Source organism: Rhizobium sp. YTUHZ044 (assembly GCF_051123975.1).
In the GTDB taxonomy this organism is placed as follows: domain Bacteria; phylum Pseudomonadota; class Alphaproteobacteria; order Rhizobiales; family Rhizobiaceae; genus Rhizobium.
Map to the genome: position 1 here is coordinate 362977 of NZ_CP101428.1, position 17649 is coordinate 380625.

Below are 17649 nucleotides of genomic sequence, written 5' to 3' on the forward strand. Positions count from 1 at the left end.
AACATGGCGAACGGCATCATGGGGCGTTTCTACAAGCATCAGCAGGAGCCTGAAATCCGCGAACATCCGGAGGCGGCCGAACTGTCACTCGTCGCAGCGCAGAACATGCCTGCCCAACCGGTCTCTGTCAGCAGCACGGTGAGTGGCGAAGAAGCTTCGCTTGGGCCGGACCTGGTTTCCGAGCGGGTCAATCTGCACCGCTACCTGCTCGATCGCATCAACCTCGGGATTCTCGACACGCTCGACAACGAGGAGATCGCCACCGAGATCCGACCGCTGGTCAAGGATTACATCCGCAATAACAACTTTCCGCTGAATGCCAAGGAAATCAATGATCTGATTCGCGATATCACCGACGAGATGCTCGGGCTGGGGCCGATCGAGCCGCTGCTGGCCGACGACACGATCGCGGATATTCTCATCAACGGCTACAACAGCGTCTATGTCGAGCGGAGCGGCAAGCTCGAGAGCACCGCCGTGCGGTTCAAGGACGAGGACCATCTGCTTCGGGTGATCAACAAGATCGTCTCGGCCGTCGGTCGCCGCGTCGACGAGTCGACGCCGATGGTCGACGCCCGCCTCAAGGATGGCTCGCGTGTCAACGTTGCCATCAGGCCGATCTCGGTCGATGGACCGCTCGTTTCCATTCGCAAATTCACCCGCAAGCCGCTGACATTGGAGCGCCTGGTGCAATATGGCGCCATGGCCGATGCGATGCGCATCCTTCTCAGCGCTGCGGTCAAGGGCAAGGTGTCGATGGTGATTTCAGGCGGCACCGGTTCCGGCAAGACCACCTTGCTCAACGCTCTCTCGTCCCAGATTTCTCCAAAGGAGCGCCTGATCACCATCGAGGATGCGGCCGAACTGCAACTGCAGCAGCCCCATGTCGGGCGCTTGGAAACCCGACCGCCGACGCTCGACGGACGCAACGAGATCCGCCAACGCGAACTTCTGAAAAACGCCCTGCGCATGCGCCCCGACCGCATCATCGTCGGCGAAGTCCGCGGCGACGAGGCATTCGACATGCTGCAGGCGATGAATACCGGTCACGAGGGGTCGATGACGACGATTCACGCCAACACGCCCCGCGACGCCGTCGGCCGGCTTGAGCAGATGGTCGGCATGGCCGGGATGCCGATGTCGCAGTTGAGTATTCGCTCGCAGATCTCGTCCGCCATCACCGTCATCGTGCAGGTACAGCGCCTGAGCGACGGCAGCCGCAAAGTTGTCTCGATCTCCGAGATCACCGGCATGGAGGGCGAAGTCGTGCAGATGCAGGAGATTATGAAATTCAAGAAAATCAACACCGATGAAGGTGGGCGGATCCATGGAGAATTCCGCGCCACCGGCATCCGGCCGCGGTTCGTCGAGGAATTTGCCGAACTCGGGATCGAGATCCCTGTGGCGATTTTCGATCCCGGTAAACCGCTGCAAACGGGACCTGTTCAATGACGACCCTCACGCTGCTTTACGCCGCCGTTTTCACCGCGGCCCTAGTCGCTGTCGAAGCGATCATGCGCGGCTATTTCAAGACATCCGAACGCCACCGCGCGGTGAACCATCGGTTGCGCTTGCTCGAGGTCAGCGATGATCATCGTAAAACCTATGGCGATATGCTCAAGGAGCGCGGTGCCGGCGACAGTTGGCGGCAAACCCCCATAATGCAGCGACTGCTGCGGTTCTACGCCCAGTCGGGAATCAAGTTCGATATCAGGCGTTTTGCTCTCTTCGCGATCGCCGGCGCACTTGTGACATGGCTGGTCGTCCAGTTCCTCGTGCCGAGCACTCTGTTCAGAATACCCGTCTTTCTCCTGATCTGCCTCCTCGTCCCGGCACTCGTCGTCTGGCGCGCCCGGGCCAGCCGCATGAAGAAATTCGAACTGAAACTTCCTGAAGCGCTGGATGTCGCCAATCGCAGCCTCGCGGCTGGCCACCCGCTGCCGGCGGCGATCGCTCTGGTGGCCCGCGAGATGCCTGATCCGATCGGCACCGAGTTCGGCCTCCTCTCGGATGAACTCACCTACGGCGTTACACTGGATGATGCCCTTCTCAACTTGGCGGGCCGGGTCGGCGTCGAGGATCTGAATCTGCTCGCGATATCGTTGAGCGTACAGGCGGGAACCGGCGGAAATCTCGTGGAGATCTTGCAAAACCTTTCGAAGACGCTGCGAGACCGGACGATGCTGAAGGCGAAGGTCAGAGCGATTTCCTCGGAAGGGCGTATCACGGCGATCTTCATGTCGGTTTATCCCTTTCTGCTCTACGCGATGATCAAGGCATTGTCGCCGACCTACTTCGATCCCGTCTGGGATAGCGGCTACGGAACCGCCATTGTGAGCGTGCTGCTCACCGTCATGGCGATCGGGAATGTCATTCTCTACAAGATGGTCAACTTCGAGTACTGAGGCGGTCATGTCGAGTGAGTATGGAATTTACCTCATCGTCTTCTTTGCAGTCCTGATCTTTACAGCAGCAGCCTCGGAACTGTTTTTTCGACAGCGCGAGGTCGCGGTTCGGGTGTCGAAGAGCTCGGCGGCAGCCCGCGAGGAGTTCCACCTCGGCGATACGACGATCGCCGATCTCGGCGAGGCTGAAAACCGCCTGATCCGTCGCTATTTCGAGATTACGCGACGCGACACGAATGTGAACTCCACCCAGAACCGGCTGATTCGTGCGGGGTATTTCGCTGCCGGCGCCGTGACCACCTTCCAGGTGGTTCGCGCGGTGGTCTGTATCAGCGTTCTCGTTGCGGCGGTCTGGGCCGTAAACCGGATCGCACCCAATATGTCGCAGATGGCGGCCCTGATCATTGCGATGTTTGCTGCGGGCGTAACCTTCATCCTGGTCAACATCTATATCGACCGGCGCGGCGCCGCCAAGGAGAGGGAGTACCGCCGACTCTTTCCCGATTTCATGGATATGCTGATCGTCTGCCTCGATGCGGGCATGAGCATCGAGGCGGCGGCAAACCGGGTTGCTCGTGAATTCGTCGACAAGAAGCAGGACTTCGGCCTTCATCTCTCGATCATGATGCTGGAAGTGCGTGGCGGCCGGCGATTGCGCGAGGCGCTCGCCAACCTTGCCACCCGCCTGAGGATCGATGAGGCCCGGGCCCTTTCCGTTCTGTTCCGCCAATCGGAGGAACTCGGGACCAGCGTTACGCAGACGCTGCGGGTCTACAGCAAGGAAATGCGCGACCTGCGTATTGTCCGCGCGGAGGAAAAGGCCAACGCCCTGCCGGTCAAGATGCTGCTGCCGCTCGGCGCCTTCCTTTTTCCGGTGAGCCTCATCATCGTTCTCGTCCCCATTGTTATCCGTGTCGTCATGCTTCTCGTCAGCATGAAACCCGGCGGTTGAGCCAAGCGAGGTCGTATGCAGTATTCGCTCGAACAAAATCGTAATGATGCGATCATTTCCCTCGACCCGCGGATGCCAATGGCACCGGCAAGCCTAGAACAAGCGGGATTGGATCAGTCGTTCCTGCTCCGGCTGGCCGCAAAATGTGCGGCCGAACAGGATACGACCACGGCATCTCATCTCGCTGAGCGCATGAAATTGCCGAAAGTGATCGTCAACATCCTGATCAAGGAACTGGTAAAACTCGCCTATCTCGAGGCCCGTGGCTTGGCGGGTGAGGATGTCAAATCCGATGTCCGATATGCGCTGTCAATGAAGGGGTTCGAATATGCCCACACGGCGTCGCGTCAATGCCAATATGTCGGACCGGCGCCGGTATCGCTCGACGCGTTCTGCCGGCAACTCGGTTTGCAGTCCATCCATGACGAGCGCGTGACCCCCGAGCGGCTGACCGACAGCCTTGAGGGGCTGGTGCTCTCGCACACCCTGGTCGAAAAGCTCGGCCCGGCCATTAACTCCGGCCGCTCTATTCTGCTTTACGGACCGCCCGGCAACGGAAAGACCAGCATCGCCGAGCGGACGTCGCAGCTGTTTCGCCAAACGATCTGGGTGCCCTATGCCATCGAGGTCGGCGGCCATGTCATCAGTTTCTATGACGAAGCCGTGCACCACCCTGTATCCGAGGCTGATACGGATTCTCATCCGAAAGCGGATCGCCGATGGATCGAATGCCGCCGCCCGGTGATCAAGACGGGCGGGGAATTGACCCTCGATCAGCTCGATCTCACCTTCAACGCCGGGCCAAATGTCTATGAAGCGCCCATACACTTGAAGGCCTCCGGCGGCGTCTTCATCATCGACGACTTCGGGCGTCAGCAAGTGGCGCCGCAGGCGCTCATCAATCGCTGGATTGTGCCGCTCGAGCGCGGATATGACTTCCTGACGCTGCACACCGGCAAGAAATTCAAGGTTCCCTTTGACGAGTTGGTCGTGTTTTCGACCAATATCGCACCGAAGGACCTCTCCGACGAGGCGGGCTTGCGGCGCCTCAAATACAAGATCTATGTCAACACGCCGTCGCGAGACGAATATATCAGAATTTTCAAATCCTATGCCAGCGGCGCCGGAGTGGTTGTCTGCGATCCAGACCTGAACCTGTTCTACGATCGCAAGTACAATGGCGATGTGCTAGCGTCGTGTTATCATCCGAAATATCTTATCGATTTCGTCGGTTCTTACTGCGAATTCAATGGCATAACTGGAATCGCGTCGCTCGATATGCTCGAACGGGCGTGGGAAGGTGTATTTACGTCGGAATGATTGCGGGCCTGGTGCTGATCGCCTGTTCCCGGACAATGTGTCCAACTTTATGACTTACGGGGGAGTAACACAAAATGACCGGCATCCCGAATATCGACATCGAAGCCGACCGCGCAAAACCAAGCCACATGCGAACACCAGAGCCGAGAGGCTCAAGAAACCCGCTGCTCGTCGGTTTGATCCTCATGCTCCTGCCGGTGAATGCCGGCGTTCTCATTTATACGGCCAAGAACTCAGCCGATGTTCGCGAGAGCCGCGAAACCATCGCCGCGCTCAAAAGGTCCATTGATGGCCTGAGAGGACAAATGGAAAAGCAGTCGGGCAACATCGCGGATACTGCCAAGGCCGACGAAGTCGCACTGATCCGCCAGGAGATTGATAGCTTGCAAAAGTCCATTTTGTCGATGAACGAAGGGATGCGCAACGACATAAGCGGTGCACGCATGGGTTCAGCCTTGGTCCTCAGCGCGCCCGGCAAGGAACCAGCACAATTTTTCGCACCTTCGGTCCGCGCCCTGTCGGCGGAAACTCTAACGCCGGATAGCACTCTTGCGTCCATCGAAGCCGGCGGCATTCCAATCAATAACCTGCCGCGTTACGAACGCACGCTCTCGCCGGAAGGCAAGCTCATCCTTCGGAAGGCACGGTAAATACCGACTTCGCCGAAATCCCCAAAGCAATCGGTGGACGCCGCCAGGGGCGCCGTGCCGCTGCTCATATCTAGGGCGTTCTCATCTCGACGCAGATTGCCGATCGCTGAAGGATCGATTACCTCTGAGCATACTTCACACTGTTCTTCATCAGTTCGAGATTACGGGCAGTGACTTCGTTTCCGGGATCGAGCTCATAGGCTTTCAGGAAATAGCGTCTGGCAGTCCGCAGGTCGCCACGTAACAGGTGAGAATATCCGATATTGTTGTAGTAGATCGGGGTGTTGCCGATCATCCGCGAGAGTTGCTGGTAGGCGCGGTCGGACGTGTCAAAGCGGGCAACCATGTCGGCGGAGGCTGCCAGGCCTAGCCAGGCGGCCGGGTCTTCCGGAAAAACGTCGACGGCGCGCTTGTAGATGGCGTAGGATTTTCCGTAGTTTTTTTCCTGAAACTGCAGTTTGCCGTTGGTTATCAGCTCGTCGTTCTTGTAGAAGGCGACCGCCGAGTCGTCCTGGAGGGTTTTGGCACTGTCGCCGTAAGCAGCCAGACCATCAACGCCGGATGACTGGCAACCAGCCAAAATCGCTCCGGTCGCTATCAAAAAGGCAATGCATTTCGTCCCAGCTCTGATCTGCAACATTGGAAATTTGATCCCCACCAGACATTCTTACCCAAGACTCGGATGCGTTCACCGGCATCATCATGAAAAAAAGCTAACAACTCAAGAATTTAAGCAATTACTCACAAAAAAGCGACGGAGGCGGCCTTCGCCGGGATTGCGCCATGGGTGATAAACCCCAGCTATCCAGGGTAGGTATCATGTGCCCAGTGATTCTCAGAGTAGAAAATCAATCAACGTCGCCTACCCCTGCTTGCCAGGTCAAAGGATGGAACGCCGCATGCGGATCGCCATTTTTTCGCTGATGCGACTGGGGCCAGCACTGGCCTTAGTCCCTGGCGCTGAGGATCTCGATCGTCCGCTCGTCGAATTTTCCTTGATAAAAACGATCGATCACCCGGTGGAAGGGTGAGTCGTGATCGCTGATCGCAGCAAACAAGGTCATCGAAGAGCGCAGCTTGATATCATCAGGCGAGCCGAGGATGTCATGAGCCGATCGGCCGTCGATCGATAAAATCGCCTCGACGCAGCGCAGCAGCCGGCTTGAGAGCGTGGGATCGGCGAGATAGGCAGCGGCTTCCCCGGCCGAGCGTATGGCGTATTTTTCCGCCATTGCCGAGGTGCCGAGACCAGTTATCTGCGGGAAGATGAACCACATCCAATGGGAGGTTTTCCGTCCGGCCCTCAGCTCGGAAAGCGCCTGCTCGTAGATGCCGTTTTGGGCATCGACGAAACGTTCGAGATTGTAATCGATCTTGCCGGCCATGGTTCTTTCCCCTTTTTGCTGTCAACGCAGCCTTGAGCCAGAGGTCTCCATGCCCGGCGAAGGAACGCCTCCCCGGCGAACAATGTCGCCCGGGGGTAGTCGACTTTGCTATCAGCAGACCCTTTCAGCATAAGGGCTACTGTCACGGCAATGGCCGTAAGGCTGATGGTGCGGCGTATCGTCAGGGGTGCCGGCAATGGCCGATGTCGTCACCGGATCCGTCTCGCTGGAAGAATATGCGGCAAAACCGACAAAGCTCAAGACAACCAGCGCTGCGACCACGACGATGCGCTCGAAACCGGAAAGTTTCTGGGCGCTGACATGTTCCACATAGTCGCGCTCGCCTGGACCGGCAGTTTCGTCCTCTTTCACGTGGAGGGTCACCATGTCCTGGCGACGGCTTAAATTTTCACAATCTGTCATTTTTATTACTCCTGGAACACATGCGAGCCGGTCGAAGAGTAAACTCTCACCCTCGTGCCGAACCGGCTCGCCATGCGTGCATGCATGTGTGTCTTCAATCGTGGCAATTGAAGGGGCGATATTCAAACTCAGTGTTCAAAAATTCGTACCAATAAATGCAAAAGATCGTGAGGCTCTGGCCCGCTCGAATGATCCGGTTTAGTCCTAGGCGGCATCTCTCATCAGGACCGTCCCATGAGCAAATCCTTCGGTGCGATGTCTGTCGCCCAGCTTTCCGTTCTCATCCAGGGCGGTGTCGCCGATCCGGTCGATGTGGCCGAGACGGTATTCGAATCCATCTCGGGTTTTGCCGACAAGGCGGTCTTCACCACATTGCTCGAAGGCCGGGCGATGGAGGAGGCGCGCGCCTCCTCCAAACGTTTGCGGGAAGGCCGCTCGCTCGGTTTGCTGGACGGCGTTCCGATCGCCTGGAAGGATCTTTTCGACATTGAGGGCCTGCCAACGACGGCAGGGTCCGTCGTCCTGGCCGCCGATCCGCCCGCCACTCGCGATGCGGCGGTCGTCGGTCTCCTCAGGCAGGCGGGCATGATTGCCATCGGCCGCACCAATATGAGCGAGTTCGCCTTTTCCGGCCTTGGCATCAATCCGCATTACGGCACGCCGGTCAATCCGCGCGGCACCGATCTCCCGCGCATCCCCGGCGGCTCCTCCTCCGGCGCCGGTGTTGCCGTCGCAGCCGGGCTGGTGCCGGTCGCGATGGGCACGGATACCGGCGGGTCGGTGCGCATTCCCGCCGCCTTCAACGGGATCGTCGGCTATAAGGCAACATCAGGCCGTCATGCGATGGACGGCGTCTATCCGCTGGCAAAGAGCCTCGATTCGCTGGGGCCGCTCTGCCGCAGCGTCAGGGATGGCGTGTGGATCGATGCGGCGATGCGCGGCCTGACCGCGCCGGATGTCGTCGAGCGTCCGTTGCGGGGGCTGGAATTGGTCGTGCCCGAAAATATCGTTTTCGATGCGGCGGAACCGGGCGTTGTCGCTGCTTTCGAGATGGCTTTGGAACGTCTTCAAAGCGCCGGTGCCTCTGTTTCCCGCACCGTCATTCCCGCCTTCAGCGAAATCTTCGATCTGATGACGAGATATGGTCCACTGGTGACGGCGGAGGCTTTCGCCCTTCACCAGGAACGTTTGGCGGGGCCGGATGCAGACCGTATGGACCATCGCGTCGTCATGCGTACCCGCTTGGGAAGCAGGACAACGGCGTCCGATTACATCGCGATGCTGCAGGCGCGCAGCCGCCTGATCGCCGATACGAACCGCCTCATTGGCAATCGCCTGATCGCTTTTCCCACGGTCGCCCATGTCGCACCGCCGATCGCGCCGCTGGAAAAGGATGACGAACTGTTCTTCGCCACGAATAACAAGACGCTGCGCAATACCGCGCTCGGCAATTTCCTCGACTGGTGCGGCGTTTCCATCCCCTGCGGCACGGGCGTAGCAGTCATGCCGGTCGGTCTGCTGCTTTCGGCGACCGCAAATCGCGACGAGGCGCTGCTGGGGGCGGCACTTGTGGCCGAGGCGGTGGTCCGGGGCGATTTCGTCTGAAATTGGCAATTGAACCGCCCGGTGTTTATTGCCATTGATGGGTGAGGAGATTCTGGAGGAAGGCACGTGCAAGTTTTGCAGAACGGACGCTTCGCGGTTTCGACCTGGTCGCTGCATCGGCTGCTTGGCGCTGTTTATGCCTATAGCCCCGATCCTGATAAGAGTGCGGCGCCGAAAGAGCCCTACGGCCCCGGCGGCGCGGCGCTGATCGACATGCCGGCGGCGCTCGCGGCGCGCGATATCCACCGGCTGGAGGTCTGTTCCTTCCATCTGCCGAGCCTTGATGCCGCCTATCTAACTGAACTCAGCGACGCGGTGGCGTCGTCGAACGTGCTGTTCCAGACGCTACTGGTCGAGGACGGCGATCCAAGCCATCCCGAAACGGCCGAACGCGATGTCAGATGGATGGCAGAGTGGATCGATATCGCGGCTGCGCTCGGGGCGCAAAGGATGCGCGTCATCGCCGGCAAGCAGAAGCCGACGCCGGAAAACCTTGCCCGCGCCGCCCGCAATCTTGATTGGCTGGCAGAGCAGGCGGAAGGCAGCGGCGTGCGTGTCGTCGTCGAGAACTGGTTCGACCTGCTGCCGTCACCGGTCGAGATGAACTGGCTGCTTGACCGGCTGGACGGCACGGTCGGGCTCAACGGCGATCTGGGCAACTGGACGGCGCCGGCCAAATATCAGGGCCTCGCCGATATCATGCGCCGGGCGGAAATCTGCCACGCCAAGGCGGACTATAACGCTGCGGGTCTCGATGCCGAGGATTACCGCAAGTGCCTGGAGATGTGCGAGACGGCCGGTTACGCCGGTCCTTTCACTGTGATTTACGACTCGCCGTTCTTCCCCAACGAATGGGACGGCATTCTGCTGCAAAAGGCGTTCATCGAGGATTTCCTGCATGAGGCGCCGGCGCGCAGGTCGGCTTAATAAGCTTACTCCTGGCGCGGGAACCTCTGGCTCTCCTCCAGCACGTTCAGGTCCATGTGGTTGCGCATGTAGCGCTCCGAGGCTTTCTGCAACGGCTGATAATCCCAGGGATAATAGGCACCATTGCGCAGCGCGGCGTAGACCACCCAGCGGCGCGCCTGGCTTTCGCGCACGGCTGCGTCGAAATCGGAAAGGTTCCAGCGCCGGCCGGCCTGTTCGACAAGGCTTGCCAAGGCGTCGGCATGCGCCGGATTTTCCGCCAGGTTCTCGAGCTCGTGGGGGTCGGCCTCAAGGTCGAACAGCATCGGCGGGTCCTTTTCGCAGAGCGAGAGCTTGTATCGCCCGTCCCTAAGGCAGACGAGCGGCGCTTCGGAACCTTCCGCGGCATATTCCATCGGCACGGGGCCTCGGCTGCCGCCGCCCTGGGCAAGCGCTGCGAGATCCCAACCCTCGGTCCACGGTCTCAGTGAGGCGATATCGATCCCGACGAGGCCGGCGAGTGTCGGCGTCACGTCGAGGGTGGAGACGGGCTGGTCGATGCGCTTCGGCTTCCAGCCCGGTGCCGCAATCATCAGCGGAACGCGAGCCGAACCTTCGAAGAAGTTCATCTTGAACCAGAGACCGCGATCGCCGAGCATGTCGCCATGGTCTGACACGAAGAGGATGATCGTGTTGTCGGCCATGCGGCTGCGTTCCAGCACGTCGAGAATCTCGCCGATCTTCTCGTCGACATAGGAAATGTTGGCGAAATAGCCGCGTCTTGCCCGCCTGATCTGCTCCTGACTGATGTCGAAAGCATCGTGGTCGCAGGCTCTCATCAGGCGCTGCGAATGTGGGTCCTGCTGTCCATATGCGATCGGCGCGACCGCCGGGTCGAGGGCCGGGCAATCCTCATAGAGATCCCAGAATTTGCGGCGTGCGACATAGGGATCGTGCGGATGGGTAAAGCTGACGGTCAGGCACCAGGGGCGTTCATCCTGGCCGCGCGAGAGATCGAAGAGCTTGCGGGTGGCGTGATAGGCGACCTCGTCGTCATACTCCATCTGGTTGGTGATTTCGGCCACGCCGGCGCCGGTGACCGAGCCGAGATTATGGTACCACCAGTCGATGCGTTCGCCGGGCTTGGTGTAGTCGGGCGTCCAGCCGAAATCGGCCGGATAGATATCCGTCGTCAGGCGCTCTTCGAAGCCATGCAACTGGTCGGGGCCGACGAAATGCATCTTGCCTGATAGCGCCGTCTGGTATCCGGCCGCGCGCAGATGGTGGGCATAGGTCGGGATGTCGGAAGCAAATTCGGCCGCGTTGTCATAGACGCGCGTCCGGCTCGGCAATTGCCCGGACATGAAGGAGGCGCGCGCCGGCGCGCAGAGCGGGCTTGCCGTATAGGTATTGGCGAAGCGTATCGAGCGCTCTGCCAGCGATTTCAGATGCGGCGCGTGAAGAAAATCGGCGGGGCCATCGGGAAAGAAGGTTCCATTCAGCTGATCCACCATCAGGATGAGGATATTCGGGCGCGCCATTTGAATTGCCTTTTGCTATTTGAAGATTTTATTGAAGCGTCTAATATCGCGCCTGTAAAGGCGGCTTTTTTCGATATCTGCCCAAAAGGATTTTTATGTCAGAACGGACGCCTGAGCTCGGATGGATGCGCCTCTTCGTCGAGGTGGCGCGGCTCGGGAGCTTTTCCGCGGCGGCAGCGCTTCTCGGTTTGAGCCAGCCGGCCGTGAGCTATCAGATCCGCCGGCTGGAAGAGCAGTTCGGCGTCAGCCTGCTGCGCCGCCAGCATCGTGGCGTCGAACTCACCGCGGAAGGCGAGCGGCTTCTCGAGGTGGCTGCCAAGGCGGTCGGCGACATCGACGCGCTCGCCCGCAGTTTCCGGGTCGAGGCGCAAAGACCGGTGGTCAGGCTGAGAACCGATTATGCTTTCTCGGCACTTTGGCTGATCCCGCGCATGGATGGCTTTCGCCTTCTGCACCCGGAAACGGATATGCAGATCGTCGCGACGCAGCGGCTTGCGGCCGGATTTCGCGACGAGGCGGATGTTGCGGTGGTTTTCGGTACGCGGGCGGAATTCGGCGCCGTCGGTACGCTTCTGCTGCCGGAAAGGGTCGTGCCTGTCTGCACACGCGGGTTTCTCGATCGCAATGGTCCTTTCGACGATCCGAGGCAGGTTGCCAAGGCGAGGCTGATCCATCTCGACGCGCCGCTGCCATCGCCCTGGTTCGACTGGCGCGGTTATTTTGCCGAACTTTCCGTCCAGCGTGACATCAATGCCGGCCGCGGCGACATCAGTTTCAATACCTATTCGCTCGTTATCCAGGCCGCACTAAGCGAGCAGGGCGTGGCGCTCGGCTGGATCGGCCTCGTCGATACGCTTCTTTCGGCGCACATGCTGCTGCAAGCCGGCCCGCAGTTGGAGGCGGCCGACCGCGGTTATTGGCTGGTGCCGCCGCGATCTCCAAATGTCCTCAGCGAGAAGCTCTGCACCTGGCTGTCGGATGAGGTAGAGAGAAATGCTGAGTAGCGGTTGCATTTCTCCACGGGAGAAGCCTTGTCATCGGCGATGCCGATCGACATTGTGGGATCGAATTCATGAAGAAGGTGGCTGAAGCATGCGAACGATCGGATATGTCATCGGACTGCTTATGGTCCTGCTCGGCCTGATCTGGATTGGGCAGGGAAGCGGCTATTTTCCTTATCCGGCCTCCAGTTTCATGATCGCCCAAAAGATCTGGATGCTCTGGGGAGCAATTCTGGCGGCGGCGGGCATCGTCGTGATGGTCATCATCTCGCGGTGGCGCAGAGGATAAACTGCTGCCGCCGCTTGGCGGCAATCCGGCCGGAGACGGCCTGTCGAAATGAGGAGAATGGCATGAGCGCAGCTGAAATCGATGGCTTTGCGGACCGGATCAGGAAGCACCAGGGCGGCATGATCTCCGCCTGGGTCGGCATCCCCGACGCCATGCTCGTCAACCACCTGGCGCACGAAGCTTTCGATGCCGTCGTGCTGGATATGCAGCATGGCATGTGGGACATGCAGTCGGCGGCAAACGCCGTCGCTCAGACGCGTCTTGCCGGCAAGCCGGCCATCGCGCGCATTCCCGTCGGCGATTTTGCCTCCGCTTCGCGGCTGCTCGATGCCGGCGCCTCCGGTATCATCGCGCCGATGATCAATTCGGCCGAGGACGCGCGAGCCCTGGTCAGGACCACGAAATATCCGCCACTCGGCGAGCGCAGCTGGGGGCCGTCATTGGCGCTGAACCATACCGGTCTGTCGGCTGAAGTGTATCTCAAGAGCGCCAACGAACTCACTGTCGCCATCGCCATGATCGAAACCCGCGCCGCTCTCGACGCGATCGACGGCATTCTCGGCGTCACCGGCATCGACGGCATTTTCGTCGGTCCTGCCGATCTTTCGATTGCGCTGTCGAACGGCGACCAGGTGGCGCCGAACGCCGCCGAAATCGACAGCGCCATGCAGCATGCCGTTGCTCGCTGCCGCGCCCACGGCAAATTCGCCTGCGCCTATGCCGGCGATGGCGAGCGGGCTGGCGAACTGCTGAAGTTCGGCTTCGACCTGGTCATTGCCGGTGCGGAGACCGTGCAACTGCGCGCCGGCGCCCGCCGTGCGATCAACGCAGCGCGCAGGATCGCTTCCGGCGGCTGAGCTCGTCTCAGCGGACCGGTTTGACCGCCAGCCAGATGACGTGGCGGGCGCCGCGCTTGCGGTTGGCGCGGGTGTTGACGACGTCGACAGAAAAGCCGCTGTCCTTGAGACGCCGTGTGAAATCCGGATCGGGGCCGGACGACCAGACGGCGAGCACGCCGCCGGGGCGAAGTGCGTCGCGGGTGGCGCGAAGGCCGTTAAAATCGTAGAGCCGGTCATTGGATTTGCGGGTCAGCCCGTCCGGGCCGTTGTCGACATCGAGCAGAATCGCGTCATAGCCTGCCTTGCCGGCACGGATCGCCTCGCCGACGTCGCCTTGATGGATGCCGACGCGGGGATCGTCGAGACAGCCCTTGAAGACCTCGGCCATCGGCCCGCGCGCCCAGGCGACGACGGCGGGCACGAGTTCGGCGACGGTGACGCTGGCATCTTCGGGAAGGACGGCGAGGGCGGCACGCAGGGTAAAGCCCATGCCGAGCCCGCCGATCAAGATTCGGGGCTTCGGATGCGCCGTGATCCGTTCCCAGGACAGCGTTGCCAGCGCTTCCTCCGAGCCGCTGAGGCGGCTGTTCATCAACTCGTTGGCACCGAGCATGATCGAGAATTCGCTGCCGCGCTGCTTCAGCCTGAGTTCGCCGTCTTCGCCGGGAATGGTCGCGGAATCGAGCTGAATCCAGGGCAGCATGACGGTTTCGCCTCACATGAAAGGAACCGTCCCCTAGCACAGGGCGAAGAGCGAGGCCAGCAAGCCGGCCTCAGATCATCCGCATGAAATGGTTCTGCTCCGCTTCGACGGTCTCGTCCTGCGGTGCGGCCGAACGACGGCGGATATGTTCCACCTCCTCGGGCATCAAGCGCGCCTTCGGATCGTCGAAGCGGACATCGGGATCGGGCACTGCCGAAAGCAGCAGCCTTGTATAGGGATGCAGCGGATTGTCGATCACCCGAGCGGTGCTGCCCCATTCGACGATCTGGCCGGCATACATCACCGCGATGTCCTCGGCGACGTAACGGGCAGTGGCGATGTCATGGGTGATGTAGAGCAGACCGAGATTCATCTCCTGCTTCATCTCGTTCAGAAGGTTCAACACGCCCAGGCGCACCGAGACGTCGAGCATCGAAGTCGGCTCGTCCGCCACGATCACCTCCGGCTTGACGGCGAGGGCGCGTGCAATGTTGACGCGCTGGCGTTGACCGCCGGAGAGTTCATGCGGATATTTCGGCGCGACAAGATCCGGGTCGAGCCTGACGCGCTGCAAGAGTTCCCGCACCGTCGCATCGATCTCGCTGCGGCGGATATCCGGCCTGTGCAGCTTCAGCGGCCGCTGTAGATGGTGGGCGATCGTATGCGCCGGGTTCAGCGAGGCGAACGGGTCCTGGAAAATCATCTGCACGGATCTGCGGTAGCGCGCGATCTCGTCCGCCCCGGCGCCTTCGACCGGGCGGCCCTTATAGAGGATCTGTCCTGCTGTCGGCTGATATTCGCGCATCGCCATGCGGGCGCAAGTGGTCTTGCCGCTGCCGGATTCGCCGACGAGCGCCAGTGCCCGGCCAGCATGCAGCGAAAAGGAGATCGAGCGGGCGGCATGGACGGCGGATGCGCCGTGGCCGAAGGTTTTGCTCACTTGGTCCAGGACGAGGATGGTTTCGCTCATAGCAGCACGCCTCCATGAAGCGAGGGGAAGGACGCCCAGAGCTTTTTCGTATAGGCGTGCTGCGGTGTCTTGTAGATCGCGCCGGCATCGTTCTGCTCGACGAGCCTGCCGCCGAGCATGATGCCGATGCGGTCGCAGAACTGCACCATCAACCCGAGATCATGGGTGATGAAAAGCACCGAGAAGCCGAAGCTGCGGCGCAGCTCGTTGATGCGCTGCAGGATCTCGCGCTGGACGACGACGTCGAGCGCCGTCGTCGGCTCGTCCATGACGACCAGTTTCGGATCGAGCGCCATGCAGATGGCGATGACGATGCGCTGGCGCATGCCGCCGGAAAACTGGTGCGGGTAGTCACGCATGCGGTCCGGCGCGATGTCGACCAGTTTCAGCATCTCGGCGGTGCGCTCGCGGGCCTGCGCGCGGCTCATGTTCTTATGCGTGCGCAGCACGTCATAGAATTGCGTCTCGACGCGCAGCACCGGGTTCAGCGAATTCATGGCGCTCTGGAAGACCATGGCGACTTCGCGCCAGCGGAAGGCGGCAAGCGCCTGCCGGTCGAGGCCGAGCACGTCGCAGCCGTCGAGCAGGATGCGGCTCTCCTTGCGGATCAGCGCCGGCGGCCTGTGCAGGCGGCTGATGGCGAAGGCGATGGTGCTCTTGCCGCAGCCGGATTCGCCGGCGAGGCCGAAAACTTGGCCCGGCGTGACGTCGAAGCTGACGTCGTCGACGGCGCGGAAATCCTTCTCCTCGCCGATATAATCGATGGTGAGGTTCCTCACCGAGAGCAGCGGCTGCGTCACAGGCGGCCCTCCCCGGAGTGGACGAGCAGCGACCAGCGCTTCAGGTGATTGCCAGTGCGCAGACGCGGATTGGCGATCTCGTCGACGGCGAAGTTGAGGAGCGACATGCCGATGCCGAGGAAGGCGAGCGCGAAGCAGGGGGTGAGGATATCCCACCAGGCGCCGACCGAAAGTGCGGAGGCCTTCTGCGCATTATAGAGCATCGTGCCCCAGGAGATCGCTTTGGGATCGCCGAGCCCCAGGAATTCCAATGTCGCTTCGGTGATAATAGCGAAGATGACGCTGCCGATGAAATTGATGCCGACGATGGATATGACGTTGGGGAAGATCTCGAATGTCATGATGCGCCACTGCGGCTCGCCCATCATCTCGGCCGATTTGACGAAATCCTTGTGTTTGACCGAGAGCGTTTCGGCGCGGGTGACGCGTGCGCCCCAGGCCCAGGAAGTGGCGCCGAGGATGAGGGCGATGACGAGCGGGCTTGCTTGGCCGATGAAGGCTGCGAGCACCAGTAGCAGCGGCAGATTGGGAACGACGAGCACCATGTTGGTGAAGAAGCTGATGATTTCGTCCGTCTTGCCGCCGCGATAACCGGAGATGATGCCGAGCGCTGTGCCAACGAGCGTGATCAGCAGCCCGGCGCCGAAGCCAACGGCAAGCGAGGTGCGGGCGCCGTAGAGCAGGCGGGCGAAGACGTCCTGGCCGATGCGAGTCGTGCCGAGCAGATGGTCGAGCGATGGCGGCTGGTGCGGCCTGCCGGTGCGGGCGGCCGGATCGTAGTGCGTCAGCAGCGGTGCCGCGATCGCGACGGCGATGATGAGAGCGATGATGACGAGGCCGATCAGCGCCTTGCGGTTTCGCAGCAGGCTCTTCATCTCACGCTCCCTTCAGCCGCGGGTCGAGCGAGATATAGCTGACGTCGACGATGAAATTGGCGATCAGCATGGTTGCTGTCATGATCAGGAGCTGGCCCTGGATGACGGGATAATCGCGGGCGAGGATTGCCTGGTAGAGAATGTTGCCGAGGCCGGGATAGTTGTAGACGACCTCCGTCACCAGCGAGCCGCCGAGGATGGTGCCGATCGCGATGGCAAGGCTGGAGACGGTCGGCAGCAGGGCGTTGCGCGCCGCATACCAGAGCATTACATGCCGATCGGAAAGGCCCTTGGCGCGGGCCATGACGATATAATCCTCGCCGAGCAGGTTGATCATGTTGTTACGCATGGTGACTGTGAAGCCGCCGATCAGCACGGTGCAGAGGGTCGCCATTGGCAGGATGCCGTGATAGGCGACGCTGCCGATATATTGCAGGCTGAAAGCCGGATCGAGCGAGGGGTCGGCGGCATAGCCGTTCGGGAACCAGCCGAGCGTGAAGCCGAAGATGAAGAGCACGATCAGCGAGGTGACGACGGCTGGTACCGAGGTCGCGAAGATCGCGCCGACGGAGACGATGACGTCGAACCTGCTGCCGCGCCGCCAGGCGGCGAGGATGCCGAGGAAGGTGCCGAGCGCGAAGCTGACGATCGTCGCCGTTCCCATCAGGCCGACGGTCCAGACGAGGGCATGGCCGAGAACCGAGGTGACCGGCAACGGGAAATACTTGATCGAGCGGCCGAGATCGCCGGTGAAGATGCTGCCGAGATAGGTGAGATATTGCTGCCAGAGCGGACCGTCGACGAAGCCGAAGGTCAGCTTCAGCGCCTGCAGGCTTTCCGGCGGCAATTCGGCGCCGGCGCTCGAAAACATGATCTGCACGGGATCGCCCGGCATCAGACGGGGCAGGAAGAAATTGATCGTCGCTGCCGCGATGAAGGCTGCCATGTAGAAGACGAGGCGGCGAAGCAGGAAAGCCATGGGGAC

At 60.9% G+C, this 17649-nt stretch carries 19 protein-coding genes; 10 read left to right on the forward strand and 9 right to left on the reverse strand.

All coding sequences use genetic code 11. The features are described from left to right. The first annotated feature begins 3 nt into the window (after window positions 1-3). The 5 genes from NL154_RS27060 to NL154_RS27080 all read left to right on the forward strand — a co-directional run bounded on the left by NL154_RS27060 (window position 4) and on the right by NL154_RS27080 (window position 5327). Complete coding sequence (locus NL154_RS27060) at window positions 4-1452, forward strand: CpaF family protein (RefSeq protein WP_210632336.1); 1449 nt, start codon at window positions 4-6, stop codon at window positions 1450-1452. Beyond that, window positions 1449-2405 (forward strand): type II secretion system F family protein, encoded by a 957-nt coding sequence (locus NL154_RS27065; protein ID WP_434734398.1) that lies wholly within the window; start codon window positions 1449-1451, stop codon window positions 2403-2405. The genes NL154_RS27060 and NL154_RS27065 overlap by 4 nt, the downstream gene beginning before the upstream one ends. A gap of 7 nt (window positions 2406-2412) precedes the next feature. Beyond that, window positions 2413-3357, forward strand: coding sequence for a type II secretion system F family protein (locus NL154_RS27070; RefSeq protein ID WP_210632338.1), 945 nt, complete (start codon window positions 2413-2415; stop codon window positions 3355-3357). A 15-nt stretch (window positions 3358-3372) separates the two neighbouring features. Continuing rightward, on the forward strand, window positions 3373-4677 hold the full coding sequence (locus NL154_RS27075) for an AAA family ATPase (protein ID WP_221145066.1): 1305 nt from the start codon (window positions 3373-3375) through the stop codon (window positions 4675-4677). A gap of 74 nt (window positions 4678-4751) precedes the next feature. Continuing rightward, the gene (locus NL154_RS27080; RefSeq protein ID WP_210632340.1) at window positions 4752-5327 is read left to right on the forward strand and encodes a hypothetical protein; all 576 of its coding nucleotides are present in this window, start codon (window positions 4752-4754) and stop codon (window positions 5325-5327) included. A 118-nt stretch (window positions 5328-5445) separates the two neighbouring features. Here NL154_RS27080 and NL154_RS27085 read toward each other — a convergent pair whose 3' ends face one another. The 3 genes from NL154_RS27085 to NL154_RS27095 form a co-directional block, all read right to left on the reverse strand. Next, a complete protein-coding gene (locus tag NL154_RS27085) occupies window positions 5446-5967 on the reverse strand; it encodes a tetratricopeptide repeat protein (protein WP_434734399.1) in 522 nt (173 codons plus the stop codon). Between the two features lie 307 nt (window positions 5968-6274). Further along, window positions 6275-6712, reverse strand: coding sequence for a DUF1810 domain-containing protein (locus NL154_RS27090; protein ID WP_210632341.1), 438 nt, complete (start codon window positions 6710-6712; stop codon window positions 6275-6277). Window positions 6713-6823: 111 nt separating this feature from the next. Further along, window positions 6824-7099, reverse strand: coding sequence for a hypothetical protein (locus NL154_RS27095; protein WP_434734533.1), 276 nt, complete (start codon window positions 7097-7099; stop codon window positions 6824-6826). Window positions 7100-7369: 270 nt separating this feature from the next. On the opposite strand from NL154_RS27095, the gene NL154_RS27100 reads away from it, so the two are divergent. Both NL154_RS27100 and NL154_RS27105 read left to right on the forward strand, forming a co-directional pair. After that, the gene (locus tag NL154_RS27100; RefSeq protein WP_221145072.1) at window positions 7370-8740 is read left to right on the forward strand and encodes an amidase; all 1371 of its coding nucleotides are present in this window, start codon (window positions 7370-7372) and stop codon (window positions 8738-8740) included. A 66-nt stretch (window positions 8741-8806) separates the two neighbouring features. Further along, complete coding sequence (locus tag NL154_RS27105) at window positions 8807-9667, forward strand: sugar phosphate isomerase/epimerase family protein (RefSeq protein WP_434734400.1); 861 nt, start codon at window positions 8807-8809, stop codon at window positions 9665-9667. 5 nt (window positions 9668-9672) lie between these two features. On the opposite strand, the gene betC is transcribed toward NL154_RS27105, so the two are convergent. Further along, the gene (betC, locus tag NL154_RS27110; protein WP_434734401.1) at window positions 9673-11187 is read right to left on the reverse strand and encodes a choline-sulfatase; all 1515 of its coding nucleotides are present in this window, start codon (window positions 11185-11187) and stop codon (window positions 9673-9675) included. Between the two features lie 95 nt (window positions 11188-11282). Here betC and NL154_RS27115 point away from each other — a divergent pair, with 95 nt between their 5' ends. The 3 genes from NL154_RS27115 (at window position 11283) to NL154_RS27125 (ending at window position 13334) form a co-directional block, all read left to right on the forward strand. Further along, window positions 11283-12191 (forward strand): choline sulfate utilization transcriptional regulator, encoded by a 909-nt coding sequence (locus tag NL154_RS27115; protein ID WP_434734402.1) that lies wholly within the window; start codon window positions 11283-11285, stop codon window positions 12189-12191. Between the two features lie 88 nt (window positions 12192-12279). Further along, entirely contained in the window at window positions 12280-12477 is a 198-nt protein-coding gene (locus tag NL154_RS27120; protein ID WP_434734403.1) for a hypothetical protein, read from the forward strand. 62 nt (window positions 12478-12539) lie between these two features. Beyond that, window positions 12540-13334: an HpcH/HpaI aldolase family protein gene (locus tag NL154_RS27125; protein ID WP_434734404.1), complete on the forward strand. Its 795-nt coding sequence runs from the start codon at window positions 12540-12542 to the stop codon at window positions 13332-13334. A gap of 7 nt (window positions 13335-13341) precedes the next feature. Here NL154_RS27125 and NL154_RS27130 read toward each other — a convergent pair whose 3' ends face one another. The 5 genes from NL154_RS27130 to NL154_RS27150 form a co-directional block, all read right to left on the reverse strand. Next, entirely contained in the window at window positions 13342-14019 is a 678-nt protein-coding gene (locus NL154_RS27130; RefSeq protein ID WP_210632348.1) for a spermidine synthase, read from the reverse strand. A gap of 70 nt (window positions 14020-14089) precedes the next feature. Beyond that, window positions 14090-14989: an ABC transporter ATP-binding protein gene (locus NL154_RS27135; RefSeq protein WP_434734405.1), complete on the reverse strand. Its 900-nt coding sequence runs from the start codon at window positions 14987-14989 to the stop codon at window positions 14090-14092. Further along, window positions 14986-15789 carry an ABC transporter ATP-binding protein gene (locus NL154_RS27140; RefSeq protein WP_434734406.1) on the reverse strand — a complete coding sequence of 268 codons (804 nt, stop codon included), beginning with the start codon at window positions 15787-15789 and terminating at the stop codon, window positions 14986-14988. Before NL154_RS27140 ends, NL154_RS27135 begins: the two co-directional genes overlap by 4 nt. Beyond that, window positions 15786-16664: an ABC transporter permease gene (locus NL154_RS27145; protein WP_210632351.1), complete on the reverse strand. Its 879-nt coding sequence runs from the start codon at window positions 16662-16664 to the stop codon at window positions 15786-15788. The genes NL154_RS27140 and NL154_RS27145 overlap by 4 nt, the downstream gene beginning before the upstream one ends. Before the next feature lies 1 nt (window position 16665). After that, on the reverse strand, window positions 16666-17643 hold the full coding sequence (locus NL154_RS27150) for an ABC transporter permease (RefSeq protein ID WP_434734407.1): 978 nt from the start codon (window positions 17641-17643) through the stop codon (window positions 16666-16668). Window positions 17644-17649: the final 6 nt, after the last annotated feature.

Coding starts and splice junctions, on each gene's coding strand:
- NL154_RS27060 (WP_210632336.1), top strand. CDS start 4: ATGGCGAACGGCATCATGGGGCGTTTCTACAAGCATCAGCAGGAGCCT.
- NL154_RS27065 (WP_434734398.1), top strand. CDS start 1,449: ATGACGACCCTCACGCTGCTTTACGCCGCCGTTTTCACCGCGGCCCTA.
- NL154_RS27070 (WP_210632338.1), top strand. CDS start 2,413: ATGTCGAGTGAGTATGGAATTTACCTCATCGTCTTCTTTGCAGTCCTG.
- NL154_RS27075 (WP_221145066.1), top strand. CDS start 3,373: ATGCAGTATTCGCTCGAACAAAATCGTAATGATGCGATCATTTCCCTC.
- NL154_RS27080 (WP_210632340.1), top strand. CDS start 4,752: ATGACCGGCATCCCGAATATCGACATCGAAGCCGACCGCGCAAAACCA.
- NL154_RS27085 (WP_434734399.1), bottom strand. CDS start 5,967: ATGTTGCAGATCAGAGCTGGGACGAAATGCATTGCCTTTTTGATAGCG.
- NL154_RS27090 (WP_210632341.1), bottom strand. CDS start 6,712: ATGGCCGGCAAGATCGATTACAATCTCGAACGTTTCGTCGATGCCCAA.
- NL154_RS27095 (WP_434734533.1), bottom strand. CDS start 7,099: ATGGTGACCCTCCACGTGAAAGAGGACGAAACTGCCGGTCCAGGCGAG.
- NL154_RS27100 (WP_221145072.1), top strand. CDS start 7,370: ATGAGCAAATCCTTCGGTGCGATGTCTGTCGCCCAGCTTTCCGTTCTC.
- betC (WP_434734401.1), bottom strand. CDS start 11,187: ATGGCGCGCCCGAATATCCTCATCCTGATGGTGGATCAGCTGAATGGA.
- NL154_RS27115 (WP_434734402.1), top strand. CDS start 11,283: ATGTCAGAACGGACGCCTGAGCTCGGATGGATGCGCCTCTTCGTCGAG.
- NL154_RS27120 (WP_434734403.1), top strand. CDS start 12,280: ATGCGAACGATCGGATATGTCATCGGACTGCTTATGGTCCTGCTCGGC.
- NL154_RS27125 (WP_434734404.1), top strand. CDS start 12,540: ATGAGCGCAGCTGAAATCGATGGCTTTGCGGACCGGATCAGGAAGCAC.
- NL154_RS27130 (WP_210632348.1), bottom strand. CDS start 14,019: ATGCTGCCCTGGATTCAGCTCGATTCCGCGACCATTCCCGGCGAAGAC.
- NL154_RS27135 (WP_434734405.1), bottom strand. CDS start 14,989: ATGAGCGAAACCATCCTCGTCCTGGACCAAGTGAGCAAAACCTTCGGC.
- NL154_RS27145 (WP_210632351.1), bottom strand. CDS start 16,664: ATGAAGAGCCTGCTGCGAAACCGCAAGGCGCTGATCGGCCTCGTCATC.
- NL154_RS27150 (WP_434734407.1), bottom strand. CDS start 17,643: ATGGCTTTCCTGCTTCGCCGCCTCGTCTTCTACATGGCAGCCTTCATC.